The sequence below is a fragment of the Roseateles sp. P5_E11 genome, from assembly GCF_054049355.1.
The window spans coordinates 1-18,503 of sequence record NZ_JBFUMO010000061.1 but is presented as its reverse complement, the minus strand read 5'-3'; the positions used below and the strand labels follow the sequence as shown (position 1 = coordinate 18,503).

The following is an 18,503-nucleotide window of genomic DNA, read 5'->3' as shown; positions in this document are numbered from 1 at the left end:
CTGCAGGCCCGTATTGAGCCCCAGCCCGCCGATCGGCGAGTGAATGTGCGCGGCATCGCCGGCGAGCAACACGCGTCCCCTGCGATACGCCGTAGCCTGCCGCGTCATGTCCGTGAACCTGGAGATCCAGGTTGGGCTGTGGACGCCGTAGTCGGTGCCGCACGCGGCGATGAGCAGTTCCTTGAGATCGCGCAGCGTCGGTTCGGTGGCTGCATTCGTGTTCGGTTCGGTCACCATGACGCCGATGGGGCCGACGTCCTTGTATTTGATTTCTCCGCCTTTGATCTCGTATTCCGACCGGCTGAAGGCGTGCGTGCCCGCGAGCGACCGATGCACGCCGTACGGCGGCTTCTCCGTCATCTCCACTTCCGCGAGGATGTTGCTCGTCGTCGCATCCCAGCCCGCGAAGTCGATGCCCGCCATCTTGCGTACGAGGCTGCGCCCACCGTCGCACCCGATGAGATATTGCGCCCTCAGTGACCGACCGTCTGCGAGGGCGACGTCGACAGCCGCGTCGTGCTGCACGAACCCCGTAAGTTCTCGGCCGTAGAGGATGGGCACCTTGAGCTCGGTGACCCAGTCGGCGAGGATGCGCTCGATGTGCTTCTGCCGCAGCGCAAGCCCATAGTTGTGGCGGGTCGGGAAGTCGCTGATGTCCAAACGGGTGATGGCGAAGCCCGTGACCTGCGCGATTTGCCCCGCCGAGAGGAATCGATCTGCTATGCCGCGCTGGTCGAGCACTTCAATGGTGCGCGAGGAGAGCCCTTGGGCACGCGCGYYGGAGAGTTCTTGATTGGGCCGGCGTTCGACGACGGCGACGTCCACCCCTGCCAGTGCCAATTCGCCCGCCAACATCAGCCCTGTCGGGCCCGCGCCGGCGATCACCACCGCATGCTCGGTCATCGCTCGTGTGCTCCAAGATAAAGGATAGGCCGGCTCTGTAGAAAGCAATCCTGGCTGCTGCTTCGCACCGGCCGCATCCTGCCGGATCTCTGCGGGGCTGGACCTTTGCATCGAAACCGTTCTTCAGCTCGCCGTCGAGACAAGTTCGACAACTCGTCAGCGACCGCCGCCGGAACATAGCTCAGAATTTCCCAGCGCCTTGACGCTGAAGTGTCTCCATGTCTGCAGGCAACTCCAACGGTCCGGCCCGCCATCACGACGTCAGGAACGAAGCTGAGAGCCTCCCGACTGCATCGGTCGCAAGGATGTTGTAGTGGCTGGCCCCAGGCACGATGGCCAGTTGGGCAGGCGCGCGCTGCGAGCCATCCAGTCCGGCATCGCGCTGCCCACCGCCGAGCAGCTTGTAGAACTCGACGATGTGCTCCGGCCGCATGGCGTCTGCGTCGGCAAAGATGAGCATCGTCGGTGCCTTGATGCCGGCGACCGCGGCCGACCAGTCGTAGTCGTGACTTTCCATCTCGGCGATGCGGCGCATCAGCTGTTCCCAGTCGACCTCCGGGTAGAGCTTGCCCATCGGCGACTGCTTGAGATGGCCGCCGATCATGGGCGCATTGGTGGCCATCTGGTCGAAGGCGGCGAGCACTTCGGGGAACCAGGCCGAGCGCTTCATGGCTTGGGAAACGACGACCAGGCGGTCGACCAGGGAGGGTGGCGAATCGCGAGCTGCAGTGCCACGCCCCCGCCGAGCGAATAGCCCATCACCGCAGCCTTCTTCAGGCCGAGGTGCTCGATCAGGGCCGCAACATCATCGGCAAGCGTCTCGAAGCGCAGCGGCCGGTCAACGTCGCGGGTGTGTCCGTGGCCTTGCATGTGCACGGCGATGACCTGATGCGAGGCGGCCAGAAGAGGCAGATTGGCGCCGAAGGCCTCGCTGGCGGCAACACCGCCATGCAGCAGCACCAGCGGCTTGCCGTTGCCGTGCACCTCGTAGTACATCTTCTGGCCGTGGATCGAGGCGTAGGCGGTCTTGGGGCTCTGCGATGTCATGGTCGTTGCTCCTGATGCGAGGGTGGTGGGGGCCGCCGGAGTGACGGCGGAAAAAGCCCTTGCCGGCAGTGCGGCGGCGGCCAAGGCGGTGAGAAAGCGGCGTCTTTCGAACATGAAGCTCTCCTTTGGGTCGTCGAAGGCGCGAGCCGACCCCGGCGGCTCACGGAGGCCGCCAGACAGGCAATGCGCGGAAGTGGGGAAGCGCTAGGTCTTGCGCCGGGCGCCAACGCGTGAGCCGCGCTGCGCCGGTGCGGCCTTGGGGGGCGCCTGTGGCTTGTTGAAGGTCAGTTCGAGGTAGCGGCGCAGATGGTCCAGACAATCGGCTGCAACCGCCGGGTCATGCTGCGACTTGGCCAGCACGAAGGCGCCTTGCACGACGGCCTGGGTGAACATCGCCAGGCTGTGTGCGCTCCACTCGGCTTGCGGTGCGTGAGATGCCTTTGCCGCTTCGATGTCCGGCTCCAGAGTCGCGGCGTGCTCCTGGATGTGCTGGCCGCTGGCTTCGCTCAGATGCGGATGCGTCGAGTACGTTTCCTGCGCCAGCATGCCAAGCAGGCAGGTGAACGCGGCCAGGTCGCCTTGCATCGCGCCACGGCGGAAGTCCACATAGGCCAGCAGCCGCGCCAGCGGGTCGGGTTCGTCTCGGAAGGCCGCACGCGAGAACATCAGGTCGGCCTTGGCCGAGAAGCGCTCGGCCGCCGCCATGGCGAGGTCTTCCTTGCTCGCGAAGTGGTGGAAGAAGCTGCCCTTCGTGAGGCCCGTGGCTTCGCAGACGTCTTCCACGCGCATCGCCGCGTAGCCCTTGATGCGGATCAGATTCACCGCCGCATCCAACAAACGCTCTCTCGAAGTCGTTGCCATCGCACGCCCTCCTGCATACCGGTTGGTATGTAATCTACATACCAACCGGTATGGAGTCAAGCGGCGATGAAAACCTGTTGTCGTCTGGCTGATGACTTGTTCTCCAAGCGCTAGAGCAGGTGTTCGAGGCGAATCGGGAGATCGCGCAGGCGGCGGCCGGTCGCATGGAACACCGCGTTCGCAATCGCTGCGGCGGTGCCCACCGTCCCCAGCATGCCAATGCCCTTGATGCCGCCGGCGAGGTGAGGGTCGTCTTCTTCGACGATGTGAATGTCGAAGCGCGGCATATCGGCGTGGACGGGCACGAGGTAGTCGCTCAAGCTGGTGTTGACGACGCGACCCGACGCCTGGTCCATCAGCGTGGCCTCGTGCAGCGCCATCCCGATCCCGCCGACGAGCCCGCCGACGTACTGGCTGCGCGCAAGCATCGGGTTCAATATCCGGCCCGCCGCGTACGCCGCTGTGATCCGGGTGACACGTACGGTGCCCAGCGTCGCATCGACGTGAACTTCGGCGAAAACCGCGCCGAAGCCATAGGCGCTGTAGGCCGGCCGCTCGGCGGGCGCGGTCCGGGCATGGACCTGCAGTCCTTGCGCGGCGGGGGTGGCCGCCCAAGCGGCGAGTGTTTGCCGGCGAGTGTCGATGCGGCTGTGCAGCAGCCCTTCCACGAGCGTGACCTGATCGCTCGCAAGGCCGTACAAGGGCGAATCGAGATCGGCCACCACGTTCGCGAGGATGCGCTTCTTCAGCCCACGGGCCGCCTCTTCCACCGCCGGGGTGAAGCTGGCTGTCGCGATGGAGCCACCGGAGTACGGGCCTTCGGGCAGATCGGTGTCACCGAGTTCGACTTGCACGGCAGCGAGCGGTACGCCCACCGCTTCCGCGGCAATTTGCGCGAGCACCGTCAACGTGCCGGTGCCGATGTCCTGCGTGCCGCACCGCACACACACCACGCCTTCGCGGCTCAAGCCGACGCTGGCTTCGCACGCCATGCGAAACACCGGGTACAGCGCGGACGCCATGCCCCAGCCGACCCACGAATGATTTTGCTGCCACTGCTGCGGCTTGCGCGGGCGACGCGACCACCCGAAGGCATCGGCTGCGACGCGCAGACATGTCTCCAGGCCGTTGCTGGACCAGGGCAGGTCGGTGTGCATGTCGCGCTCGGCGAGGTTGCGCAAACGCAGTTCGAGCGGATCGATGTCGAGTCGGTGGGCCAACTCGTCGAGCGCCGATTCGAGCGCAAAGCTTCCAGGGCCTTCTCCCGGGGCGCGCATCGGGTTCGGCTGCGGTGCATTCACGCGCACCAGGCGCTGCGTGGTCGCCACATGGGCGCAGCCGTACAGCACCCGACTCGGGGTCGCGACTGGATCGAGGTGTTCTGCGAATGTCGACGTCTGCGCAAGCGCGTCGTGCACGATGGCACGCAGACGGCCATCGGCATCCATGCCGATCTTCAGGTCCTGCACCGTCTCCTGCCGCCTGCCGACTACACAGAACATTTGTGCGCGCGTCAGCTCCAACCGAACAGGTCGCTGCACGTGCCGCGCCGCCATGACTCCCAACACCAGCGCCGGAAACCACGCGCGACCCTTGGATCCGAAGCCACCCCCGACGTACTGGGCGACGACGCGCACCCGCTCCGGCGGCAAATCAAAACAATGCGCAAGAATGCGTCGCGAGCCGAACACCGCCTGGGTGGAGGTGTGCACCGTGAGGCGGCCCTGCTCCCAATGGGTGACGACGGCGTGCGGTTCGAGCGGAAGGTGGTTGTGCGTCGGCGTGGTGTAGCGCTGCGCGAGGACGTGCGCAGCTTGCGTCAACTCGCGTTCGGGCTCGCCGCGGCGGCTGTCCACAGCCACACCGCCGGCCGCCTCTTTGGGTGAAACCACTTCGCCGAGCGCGGCGTTCATCGCGGTGATGGCCGGTGCCGGTTCGATATCGACTTTCACGGCCGCAGCGGCGCGCAGCGCCTGCTGCGGCGACTCAGCGATCACCAGCGCAACGGGCTGCCCGGCGAAATGAACGGTCGCGTCCTGCAGCAGCGCAAGAAAACCGCCATTGCGGACCCTCGGCGCGTTTGCGTGCCAGAGCAACGCGACCACCCCCGGCATTGCCAGCGCGGCAGTGGCATCGACGTTGCGCACCACGCCGCTGGGCACATCTGCCTGCACGAGCGCCGCGTGAAGCAGTCCCTGGACTGTTTGTTCGGCAGCGTAGCGGGCTGCGCCGGTCACTTTCAGTTCGGCTTCAAGCCGCGGCGTGGCACGACCGTTTGGACGCTCAGGTACGGTCATGACCGGTCCCTCGTCTGCAGTAGCGCGCGCAGTACCGCACGGGGCAGCAGATCTACCTTGAATGCGTTGTGACGCAGCGGCGCCGCCCCGACCGAGGCCAACTCGGCAGCACGTTGCAGACTCTCGTCGTCGCAGCGAGCGCCGAGCAGCGCCTCTTCGCAAGCGGGCAGCCGCCACGGTACCGTGCCGACGCCCCCGGCCGCGATGCACGCTGCGCGCACGATGCCATCGGCGATTGACAGGCCGGCAGCAACCGAAACGACGGCGAACTCGAACGACTCACGGTCGCGCAGCTTCAGATAGCTCGATTGCCGCATGCAAGGCGCAAGCCGCAACTCGACGTGGGTGATCAGTTCGCCGGGCTCAAGGTTGGTCTCGCATTCGGGCCGGTCGCCCGGCAGGCGATACAAGCGCTGCAGCGCAAGGCGCCGCTCGCCGCGCGGCCCGATCAGACGCAACTGGGCGTCGGCCGCAATGAGCGCGACTGCCAGGTCCGACGCATGCGTCGCGACGCAGTGTGCACTCGCGCCGAATACCGCATGCAGGCGATTTTCACCGTCGATGGCGCCGCAGCCGCTGGCCGGCTGCCGCTTGTTGCAGAGGGCCAAGCCGTTGCGGAAGTAGCTGCAGCGGGTTCGTTGCAGCAGGTTGCCTCCGACAGTGGCCATGTGCCGCACTTGCGGTGAAGCGCTTGCGAGCAGCGCCTGCGCGACGGCCGGCGCTTCGCGGCGCACGTCCGCGTTTGCCGCAACGTCGCTCAAGCGTGCCAGCGCGCCGATCGACAACGTGCCATCGTCAATCGCCACTGTGGCTAGCGGCAACCGACCGATGTCCACGACCCGCGTCAACGAGGCGAGGCCGGCCTTGTGCAAAGGGATCAACTCCGTGCCGCCGGCAATGAAAGCCGCACCCGGTTCGGCCTGCACCGCGACAAGCGCGGATTGCAGGTCGACCGCCCTCACATACGAGAACGGGTGCAGGGTCATCGTTGGCCCACCACCTGGAGTATTGCGTCGACGATGTTCGGGTAAGCGCCGCATCGGCACAGGTTGCCGCTCATTGAGGCCTCGACACTGCCGCGATCCGTCACGCCGTCCTCTTGGAGGAGGCCGAGTGCTGAAACGATCTGCCCCGGCGTGCAGTAGCCGCACTGCAGTGCGTCGCAGTCGATGAAAGCCTGCTGCAGTGGGTGCGTCAGGCCGTCGCGCGCCACACCTTCAATCGTCGTGATCTCGCGTCCGTCCTGCATGGCCGCCAACGTCAGGCAGGCGTTGATGCGGCGCCCGTCGGCGAGCACGGTGCAAGCACCGCAGGCGCCCATGCTGCAGCCCTTCTTCGTACCCGCCAGCCCCAAGTGGTCGCGCAACAGGTCCAGCAACGTGGTCGAAGCCGGCACCGTGAGCGTGTAGGCTCGGCCGTTGATCGACAGGCACACAGACGTGCGGTCATCGGCGTTGCCGGCAACACCTGGATCGACGGCGGGTGGGAAAGATTCGGTTCGCATGCGTCGAGGATATCGACGCTGCGTCACCCAACAAGTGCGTTCGCCATACGGGTATCGCCACTACCCGGCTTGCGGAACTGACCGCGCCGTCACACCACGGGTGGTTCGGGCCTGAAGATGGTGAGCCGCAAGTCGGGAGCTCCGTCGGGCGTGAAGGACGTGATGTTGTAGGGGACCTCGCCATGCACGGGGTGCCGTAGCGTCTTTCGAACGGTCGATCGATCGGCCACCACGTCGTGATGAGCCCACCAGGCGCGGAACTCGGGGCTTGCCGCCGCGGTGCGCGCGACCAAGGTTGCAAAGCCGGGGTCCCCGTTCGAGCGGCCGAAGTCGACACGGAAGCGCGCGAGCACGTCCCGCGCGTCGATCTCCCAGTCCGCCATCCGCTCGCGGTAGAGCGGGCTCGTGAAGGTGAGCCATAACTGGTTGCGCGCCTCGGCCGGCAGGCCGCTGAAGTCGCCGAAGAGCTGACACAGCGGTTCGTTCCACGCCAGCAGATCCCAACGTTTCGTCTTCAGGTAGGCCGGCAAGGTCAATGATCCGACCAGCGCTGAAAGGTCGTCCACGACGCGGCCGATGGCGGCTGACTCGACAGCCGGCGTAGGGTGGCCCGCGAGCGCCAACAGGTGCGCCCGTTCGGTGCTGCCTAGGCGCAACGCGTCGGCCACCCGTTCGAGTGCGCTCGCCGAAACGCGAATGGGCCGCGCCTGTTCAAGCCACGTGTACCAGGTGACGCCGATGCCGGCCAGCGCCGCGACCTCCTCGCGGCGAAGCCCGCGAGCGCGACGCCGCGCGCCGCTCGGCAGTCCCACGTCGGCCGGTCCCAGGCGAGCCCGGCGGTTGGTGAGGAAGACTGCCAGTTCCTTGCGTGCATCGAGGGTCACGTGAAAATTATCAGGCCTCGCAATCGACTGCCAGCGTGTGACAGCTTCTCGGCAATCAAGGCGGAGAAGTGAATGTCGCTGATAGGCGGCGGATTCAACCGGGCACAGTCCGCAGCAACAACCAAGCGGGCAACCCCAGATATAGCGCCAGCAACCCGAGTCGTTCCAGCCCCGCGCGCGCCGCTGTCGCCCACCCCGGGAGTACCAGCCAGCCAGCAAACGCGCCCAACTCGATCACCGCCCGCACCGCAGCCGCGCACAGCACCACGCCGGCAATCCAGGCCGCCCACCACAGCGCAAAGGCCGTCAGATAGGCCGCCAGCCCGTAGCTGTAGAACTCCCCGAAGGCGCTGCCGTAGGCGATCTTCTGGTGCAGCTGGAAGGCGGGCACGGCCAGCAGGAAAGGCAGCAGCAGGAACTTGAACGCCGGCTGAGCGAGGCGGCTGGGCGGCAGTTGTGCGCGGCTGCGGGCGTAGGCCCACCAGGCAAGCCAGGCAGGCTGTTCATGCATGGGCAGCCCGAGGGCACGGGCCAGGGCCCAGGGGTCGGGCAGGGCGAGGCCGTGGAGCCAGCGCTCGCCTGAGTTCAGACGCAGCGAGGCGCCTGAGCCAGGCAGGTGCAAGCACCAAGGCTCGATGGCGGCGATGTCGCTCAGTGGGACCTCCAGTCGCCGCGAGCCGCGCGTCAGCACCAGTAAGCCTTCCGCCAGCGTGACCTGGGCTGTGCAGGCGCGCAACAGGGCCCAGGCCGCTGCCTCGGGGATGAGGCACAGGGCCGTGAACATGCGCAGCAGCGCGAGGGTGTTGGTCTGCAGCGTGCCATCGCCCCACAGCCAGATTGCACCCATGGCCAGCGCGCCGCCGCGCGAGATCAGCTGCAGCAGGCCCGCCACGGCGCGGGCGGCAGGGGGCAGCACGACGAGCTGGCTCGCAAGAGTGGCTGGCAACTCGACGGGAGAGATACCCACCCAACGCCGCAGCACCGACCACATCGCCAGTCCGGCAATGAAGACCGCCGCCGCGCGCCCGACCCAGTCGCCCCAGCGGACCATCAGCGTGGGCGCCGGGTCGCGCACTGGCAAGTCGCCGATGACGAGGGTGCGTTCGCCCATGCGCGTGGCGGCGATGACGGTGCCGCGGGCATCGATGACGGCGCTGAAGCCATTGGTCGTGACGCGGAACTGCGGCAGGCGGGTCTCGATGCTGCGAAAGGCTGCGACGGCCTGGTGCAGTGCGGCGCCTTGCTCGTGGTCAGTGAACCACGAGTCGTTGGACATGGTCAGGATGACTTGAGCGCCCAGGCGTGCGCCGGCGATGGCGAGGCCGGAGTCGGTGTCGTCAAGGCAGATCAGCGGCAGCACCGGGATCTCGCGGCCGTCGGCCAGGCGCAACGGGAAGATGCGCGCGCCGCTGCCCGGCCGCCAGCTGCCGGCGCCGGGCAGCCAGCCGCGCACGGTGGCGTTGTCCAGCCAGGCAGGCAGGTATTCGGTGAAAGAAAAGAGCCGCGTCTTGCGATACATGCCAGCCAAGCCGCTGCGGGGCAGCACGAACGCGGCCGCGTTGTATTCCCCGTCGGCATCCCGGTCATAGGTGCCAAAGACGAAGGGCACGCCGGCCGCGTCGATGATGGCCCGGATCTCGGCGTCCAACTCGGCGCCGGCCTGGCTCTTGGGTTGGCCGAAGCTGGTGGGATAGACGGTCTCGGACCAAAGCACCGCGTCGACATGCTGGCGCTCGACGGCGTCGTAGCTCATGGCGAAGTGCGTATCAAGGACCTCACGCACGACGGCGGCAGCACCCTTGTCGCGGCGCAGGCGCTCGTAGTCGGTGATGTTGGACTGCACCAGGCCCATGCGCAGTGGCTTGGCTGCTGAGGTTTGCTCAGGTTGCAGCGCGAAGAGGCCATAGCCGGCCAGCAGCAGTGGGCCGACGGCAGCAAGCACCAGCGGCGCAACCATCGCGCGCAGGCCTTCGCGGCGGCGCGCCAGTGCGGCGGCGACGGCCTCGTTGGCCAGCAGCAGCACGACGGTCAGCCCGGTGGCGCCGCCCAGCTCGGCGGCCTGGCGCAGCAGCGGCGCGGGGTAGAGGCCGTGGCCCAGCGTGTCGCCCAGCACATGCGGCAGCGCCCATTCGGTGGCGGCCCAGGCGGCCACGCCGGCCGCGGCAGCGAGGGCCGCGCCGTGATGGCGCCGCACCAGGTGGCGCACGACGGCGAAGACGAGGATCTGCGGCTGGAACAGCGGCGCGGCGAGCAGGAGCAGCGCCAGGCCCGCACCCGCGCCGATCTGCGTGTAGGCGCCGAGGGCGCTGCCGAACCAGAAGAACACGGCGGCCGTGTAAGCGACCGACATGGCCCACGCACCGAGCAACGTGCGGCCCAGACGGGCTTCGGCATCCAGCGTGCGCAGCCAGGGCACCAAAGCGACGAAGCCCAGCATCCATGCCGGCCCGCCGCGGGCGTACAGACCGCTGAGCAGCGCAGCCACGACGACACCGGTCCACCGGCTGCGGGCGAGCCGGCTGGGCAAGGCAGTGAGCGTCAACGCGGGCCGTCCACCGGCGCCGGCACAACGATGCGCCGGATCGGCAACCCCGGCGGCGCCAGTTCAGGCGGCACGACGCGGTCGGCCGGCACGGCGACGCTGCGGCCATTGATGACCACCGTCTGCGCATCCGGCGAGAACATCAGCATGGGCTCGATTCGCTGGCCGTCATCAGTGGCCTGGTGATGGCGCACATAGCCGGGCGGCAATTCGAAGTTGTCGGGCACGGCCAGGCCGATGATGGGCGGGCGCGTGCCGGGGGGATTGAAGGCGCCGAGGCCGGTGCGCACGCCGGCCGCATGCAGGCGCTGGATCACTTCAGCCATGGTGGGGCGCTCGCCCTCGTTGATGTAGTCGGCCAGGTCGGGCGTCTGGTCGCCGTTGGGGTCGCGCAGACGCGGGATGCGGGCGACCGGCGCAGTGGCCGTCCCGGTCATGACCACGGCGACCGTTGTATCCGGGGCACTGGCCCAGGCGGTGGGTGTCTGGGCAGCCACTGATGCCGGCTGAGCCGGTGCCGCAGCAACCGCTGGCGATGCGGGTGCCTCAGCCGCCGGCCACCACCAGGCGAGCCCACCAACTACCACGGCGATCGCAACCACCAGCACCCAGGGGGAGGGCCCCCAGGTGGTGTTGTGGCGGTCGTTGGGTCGCGTCATGACAGCCCCGTTCAGTTCATGGCGCCGCCGGGTTGGACGTCGAAATCGCCCAGCCCATGCGCTCATGCCCGTACTGGTTCCAGATCGGATTCTTGCCGTTCGTGAATGACGTGTAGCGCGCCGCGCCCGATCCGGTGGTACCGCCGAAGATGCCGGCGGACACAGTGCCGCCGCTGTAGGTCGGGTGGGTGTCGTCGGACTGGATGTAGTCGTAGCTGCTGCTGCTGGAGACGAACTTGGCGTTGGCGTCGCGGATGGTCGATTTCAGCGTCGTCGTGATGCGAGTCACGTAGCTGGCCTCGCTTTCGCCGGCCACATAGCGCAGCGCGTCGGAATCGATGATGCCGTCGCCGTTGCTGTCGTAGTCCGCGCCCATGTACTGCGCGAAGTTGTCGGCGCAATTGAAGCCCTTCTGGCGCGCGTACTCGCACATCCAGTAGTTCATCGTCGCAATCTTGGGCAGGAAGCGATCGCGCATGTTCACAGTGGCGCCGGTGCTGGCGTCCTTGCAGCTGCTCTGCGTGTTGTCGGCGYTGTAGCCGGGGTAGTGCAGGTTGGAGATCTGCTTGAGCTTCACGCCGGCATAGGCATTGGCGTTGATGAAGTCCATGGCGGCAGCCACATAGGTCTTGCAGCTGTTCACGGCGGCGTCCATGCCTGCGTAGTTGCAGGTGCCGGTCTGGCTCTTGAAGGCGGAGCGGGCCTGCAGGCCGTCGTTGCCACACATCTCGAAGGTGACGACGCGGGTGGACGCCGCCTGCATGTACGACTTCTCGGCCACGATCTTGTTGCTGTAAACGTCGGAGGCGACGGCGCCGGACTTGGCGCGGCGCACGCTCTCGATGCTTGCATTCCACTTGGCCGCAAGGTATTCCGCGTCCACCGTGGGCGCCGCGTATTTGGCGGCATTCAGCACCGAGCCGTTGTAGCCGGCATAGATGGAATCGCCATAGGCGACGACGCGGTATTTGGCGGTCGTGCCTGTGCGGTTGATGGTCCAGGACACGTTCTGCGTCAGCGTGCTGGCGGCGGCCGGTGTGGCGCATATGACCGCAAGCAGTGGTACGCCCAGGCGGCAGGCGGCGCGGCCCAGGACCGCGCGAAGGGAAGTCCTCATCTGTGTCTCCTAGCTTGGTGTTTGCGACGGGAACCAACAGAGCGCCCGGCCGCCGCGTGGGCAGGCCGGAACCACGAACAACACTTCACGCTAGCACCCCACCTTCGGGGTGAATCGGGGACATTCCCTCTGTGTGCGGTGCAGCAAGAGGGACGGGGGAACCCTGGTAATACGACCAAATCGACGTGTCGAAGCCGCGGCGAAGATCGCGCACTTGCAGTTCGAGCCCAACAATCTCTGGCTACCGCTTCATGACTGAATTTGTCGTTTTTCTAGCAGTCTTGCTGGTTGTGAATGTGCTGGTGTCGCGCCGCGTCATCGCGACGGGGCGGCGGATACACCTGCCGGTGGGCATGCTGCTGGTGGCGATCTGGCTGTTCCCGTTGGGAGGCGCCTTCATCGCCTTCCTGTCCACACCATGGCGTCGTGTCGTGGACAAGGTCGTCGCGGACGCGGGCTATCGCGATCGCAGCAACGGGCAGGGTCCGGCGCCCGAGGAATTGGCTCACGCGGCGGGGGGTGCGAGTTTTTCAGTCATGGACCATTTGCAATGGGGCCACGAACTGCCGGTGCTGGACTGGCGCGCCCTGAACCGCTGGGCAGCGGGCGACGAGACCAGCCATGCAAGTGACGAGCAGCGCATCGCTGCGCTTGAGGCCGGGCGCCGGGCCTGGCTGCTGCACCTGGGCGAGGCGCTGGGGCCGCAGATGGGCCTGCTGGAGACGGAGGAGGCCATGGTGCTGTCGCCGTTGAACGAGCGCGAGGAGCGCGCCACCGCCGCCTATGTACATACGGCCCGCAGACGCATCGAGCGGCTGCTGGGGCCGCTTGCGAGCTTCCCTGCGGGCCAGCGCAGCCTTGTTCTGGTGCTCAACAGCGAGGACGACTACTACCGCTATGTTTCGCTCTACTACCCGGACGGCGAGTTTGCCGTTTCAGGGGGCATGTTCATAGATGCCGGCTGTCCGCACTTCGTCGTGGTGCGTGCCCATCTCGGCGCTATCGAGCCCGTCATTGCGCACGAGCTGACGCACAGCGCGTTGGCTCACCTGAGGCTGCCGCGCTGGCTGGACGAGGGCATCGCCGTCAACAGCGAACGCCGTGTGGCCGGTGCGCAGCCCTCGCTGCACACGGCGCCGGAATTGCACGCCCTACTGCGCGACCACTGGAATGCGGCCAAGGTGCAGCGGCTGTGGTCGGGCGAATCCTTCCTGCGCGCCGACGACGACACGCTGCTGTCCTATGAGCTGGCGCGCATCCTGGTGGAGCAGATGTCGCGGGACTGGGACGGCTTTGCTGCTTTCGTGCGCGCGGCCGCTCACGCGACCGACGCAGGTGGCAGCGCGGCGCGTGACGCGCTCGGGCTGGACCTGGGCGCCTGCGCGGCGGCGCTGGTGGAAGCGTCATCAGCCGAGGGCTGGTCGCCGCAACCGGCGCTCTGGCGCTGAGTGACGCCGGCAGACGGCTGCTCCTGGCGGGCGATCAGTACAGCCGGATCGCCGAATCGAAATGCCAGGTACGGCGGATCTCGATGACGTCGTACTCGCGCGCCAGCGCCGGCGTGAAGGCCGGGTAGTTGGCCTGGCTCTCAATGACGCGGCGGATGGCCTCGTCCAGCGCCGGCACGCCGCTGGAGCGGTAGAAGCTGACCGACTCCACCGTGCCGTCGGCGCGAATGGCAACCGTCACGAGCGGGTCGGTGTAGGGTTGCTTGATCGCGTCGCGGACGAGGTCGAAGGTCTGGTTGAACTGGATCTTTCGCGCCCACGCTTCGGCGTAGAGCACCATCTCGGCGTTGGCATCGGTGCGGCCGAAGAGGCGGCCGCGGCGGGCGCTGCTCCAGGACGAGGGCAGGTTGGAGGGGGCCTGGCGTGCCGCGTCACGCTTGGCGGCTTCCTCGTTGAGCTGCTGGCCGATGGCGCGCAGCCGGGCTTCGCGCTGCTCCTCGGCGGCCTTGGCCTCGGCCAGCTTGGCGGCCGCGGCGCGGGCGGCTTCCTGGCGAGCCGCCTCTTGGCGCCCGGCTTCCTGTCGTGCGGCCTCCTGCCTGGCGGACTCGGCGGCCTGACGGGCGGCTTCGGTGCGTGCAGCTTCCTGGCGGGCCGTTTCCTGGCGGGCTGCCTCTTGCCGGGCGGTTTCCGCACGAGCGGCCTCGGCGCGAGCTGTCTCCTGCCGAGCCGCGTCCTGTTGCGCCGCGAGTCGGCGTTCGGTCTCCAGCCGTGCCGCTTCCTGCTTCGCGGCGGCCTGGCGCTGGGCTTCCTGGCGTTCGGCTTCCAGCCGCGCGGCCTCGGCACGGGCCGCTGCCTCTTGACGTGCAGCCTCCTTGCGAGCGGCCTCCTGTCGGGTCGCCTCCTGTTTCGCAGCCTCCAGTCGTTCCGCTTCGGCCAGTTTTTCCGTCTGCTGCTGGGCTTGCCGTTGGGTGTCGCGCCTGGCGCGGTCGAGCTGGGCCATTTCGGCGGCGCGCTCGCGGGCCTCGCGGTCCAGTGCGGCGCGTGTGCTGTCGTCGCGCGTCAGCGTGGTCAGGGCGCTGGAGGCAGCCGAGAGGGCCGCGATGACGGGGGCGGAGGCCGGGGGTTGAGGCGGCACCGTCCAGGTCGTTTCGTTGGGCCGTTCCACGGCGATGACGGCCGGGGCGGGGGCGGGTGGCGGTGCCTCGTCGGCCGCCGGGGCGCGTGGCGCCGGCACAGCCGAGGTTTCGGACGGCGCAAGCGGTTCGGCGGGCAGGGGCGATGGCTCAGCGGCAGGCGCTGGCGGCGGGGTGACCAGCACGACGCGCAGGTCGGGCACCTCGGCGCGGCGGGCCTGCCAGGGCAAGCTCAGGCCGGGCAGGCCCAGGCCTTCACCGCCAAAGGTCAGGCTCAGCAGCAGCCCATGGGCCACCAGAGAGATCAGCAGGGCCCGCGCCGGGCCGTGGCGCGATCTCCGCGGCCAGGAGGGGGCGGTTTCAGCGGCGAGCGCCTGCGCGAGGCTGGGGCCTGAAGACCAGCGGCTCAAGCCGGCCCCACCAAGCGGGGGCGATTCAGCTCGGGATGATCCTGGCAGCGCATGCGCCCATTGTCGTCAGACGTGCGGGCCGATCGGCACCGGATTGCCATCAGGGGCGCCCAGCCCCGCGGATGCGGGGGCGTGCTGGACCGGCGCGCCACCCGCCAACCGCGGAACTAGGGAAGGGTTGATGCGGGGGCGTGTCGCTATCGGTGTCGCAATAACGTCTGTTCCACAAGCCTGACATTTTTCGGAGATTCCATGATGGCCTCCCTGCCCGATCCCCGCCGCCTGCTGACCCTGGATGCGCTGTTCGCGCGCCGACGTCCGGCGCGGGCGGAGCGCGAAGAGCCGCAGTTGACGCGCATGCCCGAAGACGCCGACGTGCTGATGATGCAGGAGATGGCCAGCACCCAGATGGGCCGACTGGCGGCAGAGGTGGCGCTTCAGGAGGGCAGCCGCCGCCAGTACGCCGCGCGCGAAGAGAGCGAAGTCATGGAGGCGCGGCGCGAGCGGCGCTGAATCAGATCGGCGTCAGCAGCGCCTCGCCGCGCCGCCAGGCGTCGACGTTGGCGATGAAGTTCTCCACCGTGGCGCGGATGGACTGGGGCGACCAGCCGGCCACATGGGGCGTCAGGATGACGTTGTCCAGGCCCAGCAGCTCCTGCGGCGGGCGGGGCTCGCTTTCATAGACATCCAATGCCGCACCGGCGATCTGCCCAGCCCGCAGGGCCGCGGCCAGCGCGGTGGTATCCACGCAGCTGCCGCGCGAGATGTTGACGACATGGCCGCCGGCGCCCAGCGCCGCCAGCACCTCGGCGTTGACGATGTGCCGGGTGGCCGCCCCGCCGGGCGTGGCGACGACAAGGTCGTCGGCCCAGGCAGCCAGGGCCATCACGCTGTCGAACCAGGCCGCATCGCCAGCATCCTCCCGCGGGCGGCGGTTGTTGTAGCCAATGACCATGCCGAAAGCGGCGGCACGCGTGGCGATCTTGCGGCCGATGCCGCCCAGGCCGATGACGCCGAGGCGCCTACCCTTGAAGTTGGGGAAGAGGGGCAGGGCGTCCCGCCAGACGCCGGCGCGCAGCGCCACGCCCAGCTGGGGCAGTGCCCGCACGCTGGCCAGCAGCAAGGCCAGGGCGTGGTCGGCCACGCAGTCGTCATTGGTGCCGGCGCCGTTGCAGACGAGCACGCCGCGCGCCTTGGCGGCCGCCACGTCGAGATTCTCGTAGCCGGCGCCCTGGGCGGCCAGCAGCTTGAGGTTGGGCAGCGCGGCGATCTCGTCGGCGGAGAAGCCGGTGCCGCCATTCGTCAGCACGAGGTCGATCTCGGCGGCGTGGGCCGCTATTGCCGCGGCCCGGCGGGTGGCGTCGGGGGCGTCGATGACGCGAAAGCGTTCCAGCAGCAGGGCCTTGTGTTCGGCGGCGATCGGGACGAGCAGCAGCAAGGTTTCCATGGGCAAATTGCAGCAATCAGAAAGCGCCCATCATGGCCGAACCTATCTGCTTCTCCTCCCCCGCCGAATTCCGCGACGGGCTGGCCGCTCCCCCAGGTCTGACGAATGGCTGCTGGCGCGCCCAGCGCCCACAATCGCCCCACTTCAAATTCCTCGCCCACCATGAAACGACTGCTGCTCCCCGCCTTGCTGGCGGCGACATTGGCCCACGCGGCCGGCCCCAATGCTGCGGAAGGTCCGCTGGATGCCCTGCCCTACACGCCCAGCCTGGACGTGACGGCCATGGACCGCAGCGCCGACCCCTGCGACGACCTCTACCGCTACGCCTGCGGCGCCTGGACCAAGGCCAACCCCATCCCGGCCGACCAGTCGCGCTGGTCGGTCTACGCCAAGATGGCCAACGAGAACCAGCGCTACCTGTGGGGCGTGCTGAACAAGCTGGGCCAGCCGGGCGCCGAGCGCACGGGGCCTCAAGCCAAGCTGGGTGACTACTTCGCCGCCTGCATGGACGAAGGCGCCGTGCAGGCCGCCGGGCTCAAGGGCCTGCAGCCGACGCTGGACCGCATTGCCGCGCTGAAGGACAAGAAGGCCCTGCCGCCCCTGCTCGCCGAGTTGCAACTGGCGGCCGGCAATGACCGCCTCTTCTTCGGCTTCAGCGCAGGCCAGGACTTTGCCGACGCCACGCGCCAGATCGCCTTCGCCTCGGCCGGCGGCCTGGGCCTGCCCGACCGCGACTACTACCTCAAACGTGACGACAAGACGCTGAAGATCCGCACCGCCTACGAGGCCCATGTGGCCCGCATCTTCGAGTTGCTGGGCGACACACCCGAGGCCGCCAAGGCGGGGGCGCGCAGCGTGCTGGCCACCGAGACCACGTTGGCCCGCGCGTCGCTCTCCAAGGTCGACAAGCGCGACCCCTACAAGACCTTCCACGTCGTCGACGCGCGCGGCCTGAAGGCGCTGATGCCCGGCTTCGACTGGGCCAGCTACCAGGCGGCCCTGGGCACCACGCCCTGGCATGCCCGCTACAACGTCACCGAGCCGGCCTTCTTCAAGGCACTCGGCGCGCGCCTCAACGCGATGAGCCTGGCGGACCTGAAGACCTATCTGCGCTGGCAGCTGGCCAGCAGCCTCAGCCCCGCGCTGGACAACGGTTTCGTGCAGGCCAACTTCGACTTCTACGGCCAGACCCTGCACGGTACGCCCCAGCTGAAGCCCCGCTGGAAGCGCTGCGTGCAGCTCGTCGACGTGCAGCTCGGCGAGGCCCTGGGCCAGGAATTCATCGCGCGCAACTTCACGCCCGACCTGAAGGCCGCGGCGGTGCAGATGACCGACGAGATCGAGGTGGCGATGGGTCGCTCCATCGACAGCCTGGCCTGGATGAGCGCCGAGACCAAGGCCCGCGCCCACGCCAAGCTCAAGGCCATCGTCAACAAGGTGGGCTACCCCGAGCGTTGGCGCGACTACTCGGCCTTTGCCGTGCAGCCTGGCGATTTCCTGGGCAACGTCATGCGCGGCAATGCCTTCGAAGCCAAGCGCCGCCTGGCCAAGATCGGCCAGCCGCTGGACCGTGGCGAGTGGGGCATGACGCCGCAGACGGTGAACGCGTATTACGACGCGCAGATGAACGACATCAACTTCCCCGCCGGCGTGCTGCAGGCGCCGCTGTACGACGCAGCTCTCGACGAGGCACCCAACTACGGCAACACCGGCGGCACCATCGGCCACGAGCTGACCCATGGCTTCGACGACGAAGGCCGCCAGTTCGACGCCCAGGGCAACCTGAAGAACTGGTGGACCAAGAAGGACGGCAAGGAATTCGAGAAGCGCGCCGCCTGCGTGGCCGACCAGTACGCCACCTACACCGTCGTCGACGACATCAAGATCAACTCCAAGCTGACGCTGGGCGAAGACCTCGCCGACCTCGGCGGCCTGGTGCTGGCCTGGGAGGCCTGGAAGGCCCACATGACCGGCAAGACCCTTGAGAACCGCGACGGCCTGACGCCCGAGCAGCGTTTCTTCGTCGGCTTCGCGCAGTGGGACTGCGCCGATGCCCGCCCCGAAGCCCTGCGCGTGCAGGCCAAGGTCGACCCGCACTCGCCGGCGCGCTGGCGCATCAACGGCGTCGTCGTCAACATGCCGGAGTTCGAGAAGGCCTTTGCGTGCAAGCCGGGCGCCAAGCTGGTGAAGCCGGCGGGGCAGCATTGCAAGGTGTGGTGATCTACACGGGCTGAGGGCGCTGCTCATTGCC

Annotated in this window: 16 protein-coding genes; 3 read left to right on the top strand and 13 right to left on the bottom strand. The window is 68.1% G+C overall.

The window, feature by feature from the left end:
* The 11 genes from ACXJKR_RS07350 to ACXJKR_RS07300 all read right to left on the bottom strand — a co-directional run.
* The coding region (locus tag ACXJKR_RS07350) for an FAD-dependent monooxygenase (protein WP_457321993.1) at nt 1-903 on the bottom strand (903 nt) is incomplete at its 3' end.
* Nucleotides 904-1,156: 253 nt separating this feature from the next.
* Entirely contained in the window at nt 1,157-1,573 is a 417-nt protein-coding gene (locus ACXJKR_RS07345; protein ID WP_457321992.1) for a hypothetical protein, read from the bottom strand.
* Nucleotides 1,570-1,950: an alpha/beta fold hydrolase gene (locus ACXJKR_RS07340; protein ID WP_457321990.1), complete on the bottom strand. Its 381-nt coding sequence runs from the start codon at nt 1,948-1,950 to the stop codon at nt 1,570-1,572. Before ACXJKR_RS07340 ends, ACXJKR_RS07345 begins: the two co-directional genes overlap by 4 nt.
* A gap of 204 nt (nt 1,951-2,154) precedes the next feature.
* Nucleotides 2,155-2,811: a TetR/AcrR family transcriptional regulator gene (locus ACXJKR_RS07335; RefSeq protein ID WP_457321988.1), complete on the bottom strand. Its 657-nt coding sequence runs from the start codon at nt 2,809-2,811 to the stop codon at nt 2,155-2,157.
* Between the two features lie 110 nt (nt 2,812-2,921).
* Nucleotides 2,922-5,108, bottom strand: coding sequence for a xanthine dehydrogenase family protein molybdopterin-binding subunit (locus tag ACXJKR_RS07330; protein WP_457321986.1), 2,187 nt, complete (start codon nt 5,106-5,108; stop codon nt 2,922-2,924).
* Nucleotides 5,105-6,094 (bottom strand): FAD binding domain-containing protein, encoded by a 990-nt coding sequence (locus tag ACXJKR_RS07325; protein ID WP_457321984.1) that lies wholly within the window; start codon nt 6,092-6,094, stop codon nt 5,105-5,107. Before ACXJKR_RS07325 ends, ACXJKR_RS07330 begins: the two co-directional genes overlap by 4 nt.
* Nucleotides 6,091-6,612: a (2Fe-2S)-binding protein gene (locus tag ACXJKR_RS07320; RefSeq protein WP_457321982.1), complete on the bottom strand. Its 522-nt coding sequence runs from the start codon at nt 6,610-6,612 to the stop codon at nt 6,091-6,093. Before ACXJKR_RS07320 ends, ACXJKR_RS07325 begins: the two co-directional genes overlap by 4 nt.
* Before the next feature lie 89 nt (nt 6,613-6,701).
* Entirely contained in the window at nt 6,702-7,496 is a 795-nt protein-coding gene (locus ACXJKR_RS07315) for a helix-turn-helix transcriptional regulator (RefSeq protein ID WP_457321980.1), read from the bottom strand.
* Between the two features lie 94 nt (nt 7,497-7,590).
* The gene (gene lnt / locus ACXJKR_RS07310) at nt 7,591-10,023 is read right to left on the bottom strand and encodes an apolipoprotein N-acyltransferase (protein ID WP_457321978.1); all 2,433 of its coding nucleotides are present in this window, start codon (nt 10,021-10,023) and stop codon (nt 7,591-7,593) included.
* 11 nt (nt 10,024-10,034) lie between these two features.
* Nucleotides 10,035-10,697 (bottom strand): hypothetical protein, encoded by a 663-nt coding sequence (locus ACXJKR_RS07305; protein WP_457321976.1) that lies wholly within the window; start codon nt 10,695-10,697, stop codon nt 10,035-10,037.
* Nucleotides 10,698-10,713: 16 nt separating this feature from the next.
* Nucleotides 10,714-11,814 (bottom strand): SGNH/GDSL hydrolase family protein, encoded by a 1,101-nt coding sequence (locus tag ACXJKR_RS07300; protein ID WP_457321974.1) that lies wholly within the window; start codon nt 11,812-11,814, stop codon nt 10,714-10,716.
* A gap of 281 nt (nt 11,815-12,095) precedes the next feature.
* Between ACXJKR_RS07300 and ACXJKR_RS07295 the strand changes: the two genes are divergently transcribed.
* A complete protein-coding gene (locus ACXJKR_RS07295; RefSeq protein WP_056191906.1) occupies nt 12,096-13,262 on the top strand; it encodes a hypothetical protein in 1,167 nt (388 codons plus the stop codon).
* A gap of 34 nt (nt 13,263-13,296) precedes the next feature.
* On the opposite strand, the gene ACXJKR_RS07290 is transcribed toward ACXJKR_RS07295, so the two are convergent.
* Nucleotides 13,297-14,805 (bottom strand): TonB C-terminal domain-containing protein, encoded by a 1,509-nt coding sequence (locus ACXJKR_RS07290; RefSeq protein WP_457321971.1) that lies wholly within the window; start codon nt 14,803-14,805, stop codon nt 13,297-13,299.
* 252 nt (nt 14,806-15,057) lie between these two features.
* On the opposite strand from ACXJKR_RS07290, the gene ACXJKR_RS07285 reads away from it, so the two are divergent.
* Nucleotides 15,058-15,318, top strand: a complete 261-nt coding sequence (locus tag ACXJKR_RS07285; protein WP_157281053.1) for a hypothetical protein — start codon at nt 15,058-15,060, stop codon at nt 15,316-15,318.
* A 1-nt stretch (nt 15,319) separates the two neighbouring features.
* On the opposite strand, the gene ACXJKR_RS07280 is transcribed toward ACXJKR_RS07285, so the two are convergent.
* On the bottom strand, nt 15,320-16,252 hold the full coding sequence (locus ACXJKR_RS07280; RefSeq protein WP_457321969.1) for an NAD(P)-dependent oxidoreductase: 933 nt from the start codon (nt 16,250-16,252) through the stop codon (nt 15,320-15,322).
* Nucleotides 16,253-16,414: 162 nt separating this feature from the next.
* On the opposite strand from ACXJKR_RS07280, the gene ACXJKR_RS07275 reads away from it, so the two are divergent.
* Nucleotides 16,415-18,472, top strand: coding sequence for a M13 family metallopeptidase (locus ACXJKR_RS07275; protein ID WP_457321967.1), 2,058 nt, complete (start codon nt 16,415-16,417; stop codon nt 18,470-18,472).
* The last annotated feature ends 31 nt before the right edge of the window (nt 18,473-18,503 follow it).

Excerpts from the sequence above, each read along its gene's own strand:
- ACXJKR_RS07330 (WP_457321986.1), bottom strand. The coding sequence starts at position 5,108 with ATGACCGTACCTGAGCGTCCAAACGGTCGTGCCACGCCGCGGCTTGAA.
- ACXJKR_RS07340 (WP_457321990.1), bottom strand. The coding sequence starts at position 1,950 with ATGACATCGCAGAGCCCCAAGACCGCCTACGCCTCGATCCACGGCCAG.
- ACXJKR_RS07335 (WP_457321988.1), bottom strand. The coding sequence starts at position 2,811 with ATGGCAACGACTTCGAGAGAGCGTTTGTTGGATGCGGCGGTGAATCTG.
- ACXJKR_RS07280 (WP_457321969.1), bottom strand. The coding sequence starts at position 16,252 with ATGGAAACCTTGCTGCTGCTCGTCCCGATCGCCGCCGAACACAAGGCC.
- ACXJKR_RS07305 (WP_457321976.1), bottom strand. The coding sequence starts at position 10,697 with ATGACGCGACCCAACGACCGCCACAACACCACCTGGGGGCCCTCCCCC.
- ACXJKR_RS07285 (WP_157281053.1), top strand. The coding sequence starts at position 15,058 with ATGATGGCCTCCCTGCCCGATCCCCGCCGCCTGCTGACCCTGGATGCG.
- ACXJKR_RS07275 (WP_457321967.1), top strand. The coding sequence starts at position 16,415 with ATGAAACGACTGCTGCTCCCCGCCTTGCTGGCGGCGACATTGGCCCAC.
- ACXJKR_RS07320 (WP_457321982.1), bottom strand. The coding sequence starts at position 6,612 with ATGCGAACCGAATCTTTCCCACCCGCCGTCGATCCAGGTGTTGCCGGC.
- ACXJKR_RS07325 (WP_457321984.1), bottom strand. The coding sequence starts at position 6,094 with ATGACCCTGCACCCGTTCTCGTATGTGAGGGCGGTCGACCTGCAATCC.
- ACXJKR_RS07345 (WP_457321992.1), bottom strand. The coding sequence starts at position 1,573 with ATGAAGCGCTCGGCCTGGTTCCCCGAAGTGCTCGCCGCCTTCGACCAG.